Genomic DNA, 1,957 nt, shown 5'->3' on the forward strand with positions numbered 1-1,957 from the left:
CCATCGGACTGCCTCTCCTGCTGCTCGTTGTGGTCTTCGGTCTGGCCATGGTGCTTATGGTCTTTTCTATTTTCGTAGCGCTTTTCCTTAGCGGAGTAGTATTTGTGGCTGTTGGAATCGTGAGTCTCGTGGCAGGTTTCTATTTCCTTCCGTCTCAGCTGGCCAGTGGAATCTTCATACTCGGCACGGCACTGGGAGAATCGGGAGTGGGACTGCTTCTGATCTGCGCCGGATGTGCAAGCTGTAAGTATATTTACCAGGGGATGGCCGGTTTCACAAAAAGACTGTTGACGAGGGGGGACAAAAAATGAAGAAAATCATGAAGGTTACCATGGCTGTTGCGGGTGTCTGCATCGTGGCTGGTCTGGGACTGTCTCTGGCCGGATATGCCATGGGCGGAGAGCCGGGCTTCTGGATCGGCAGGAATGGGATGTATACCAACCAGCAGGCGCGGAATTTAAATGCTGAAAAGCTGGTTGAGCTTGAGAAAACAAAGATTGATCCGTTCACCTCCATGGATGTCCGGGTGAACTATAACGGTATTAAGATAAAGCCGTCAGAAGATGATTCCTACTACCTGGAATACCATCTCTATATAAGAAATAAAGAGCCTGAATACACGGTAAAGAATGGAATCCTGAGCTTTACCTGTGTTCCGGAACCGACTAACAGCGAGACATGGGGATCGGCCGGTTTCCTGGTGATAGAGGGCAGCTATGTACACGACCGGGAGGATGGCAGCGTAACGATTTACGTGCCGAAGGACACTCCCATGGATGCAGTAAAACTCTATACCAGCGACAGCAGCGTAATCTACGACGGACCGGATACCAAAACACTGGATATCAAATCGAAATACGGCAGCATCGATTTAAAGGGCATAAAGGCCGAGACGGCTTACTTTACCGCTTCCGACGGGACCATTCACTGTGACAGCGGTACGTTTACTTCTCTCGATATCATCAACAAGTATGGAGAAACGGATTTAAATAGTATTGAGGCTGACCGTCTGGATATTGATGCCTCCGACAGCCAGATTGTATTAAAGGATATCGTGTCCAGGAATATTACCGTGACTAACAAATATGGAAGCGTCAAGGGCAGCGCAGTAGTTGCGGATTCGCTGACCATGAAGCAGTCTGACGGGTCCTGCGATATCAGAATGGCTGATATAAAAAACGGAGACTTTGAAAACAAGTACGGCGACATCACTCTGGAGCTCACAGGCGCCGAGAAGGATTATAATTTTGATCTCATGATGAAGTACGGAGATATTAACTTAAACGGCAGGAATACGAGCGAAAAAGATCTGAGAGAGAATAACGGGGCGGACAAAAATATCGCTATGACAGCAAACGACGGATCGATGCGGATCCTGACAAAATAGTGGGGGGAGAATGCTACGCCAAAGAGCCTGAGGAGAGCAGGAGGGGGACGGGGGCAGACGAACAAAAGGGTTCTTGTTTCCTCGGTGGCAGGAAGTAAAGCAGAAAGACAGGAAAAAAGGGCGGATCGTGCAAACTACGGAGAACTCCTGAAGGACTTCTCCTCCGTGTCCACTTGAAATCTGGCTTGGAGGCCAGATTTCACCACCCTTTTTTCCTGTCTTTCTGCTTAACTTCCTGCGAACCTCGGAAAAGGAACCCTTTTGTTCGTCTGCCCCCGTCCCCCTCCTGCTCTCCTCAGGCTCTTTGGCTGTGTATTGGCTCCTTAAGATAAAAAACAATAGTCTTTTCCAGCGTTCTCAGTTCCCCGACGGAAGTCCATTTATGTTCCTCCACCCCTTTGTGGAGCCAAGTGCCAATGGACTTTTTCACAACCTGGCCGGAAAAGGGAGTGCGGGAGGCAGGGAGAGAAAGGTGAATGATGCAGAGGTCGGTGGGACTTAGGGAGAATAGCCGCCGGAGCAGGGGCAAAATCGCGTTTTCAGGACGCGATTTTGCGGGCACTGAGAGCG

The 1,957-nt window shown here is 49.8% G+C and carries 1 protein-coding gene and 1 pseudogene; both read left to right on the plus strand.

The window, feature by feature from the left end; all coding sequences use genetic code 11:
* Positions 1 to 311 (plus strand): annotated as a pseudogene (locus ACLTD4_RS33990) (hypothetical protein); the annotation flags it as partial.
* Positions 308 to 1,387: a DUF4097 family beta strand repeat-containing protein gene (locus ACLTD4_RS33995; RefSeq protein ID WP_117623690.1), complete on the plus strand. Its 1,080-nt coding sequence runs from the start codon at positions 308 to 310 to the stop codon at positions 1,385 to 1,387. The pseudogene ACLTD4_RS33990 and the gene ACLTD4_RS33995, both read left to right, overlap by 4 nt.
* Positions 1,388 to 1,957: the final 570 nt, after the last annotated feature.

The sequence above is a fragment of the Hungatella sp. genome (genome assembly GCF_046966825.1).

Coding starts and splice junctions, on each gene's coding strand:
- ACLTD4_RS33995 (WP_117623690.1), top strand. CDS start 308: ATGAAGAAAATCATGAAGGTTACCATGGCTGTTGCGGGTGTCTGCATC.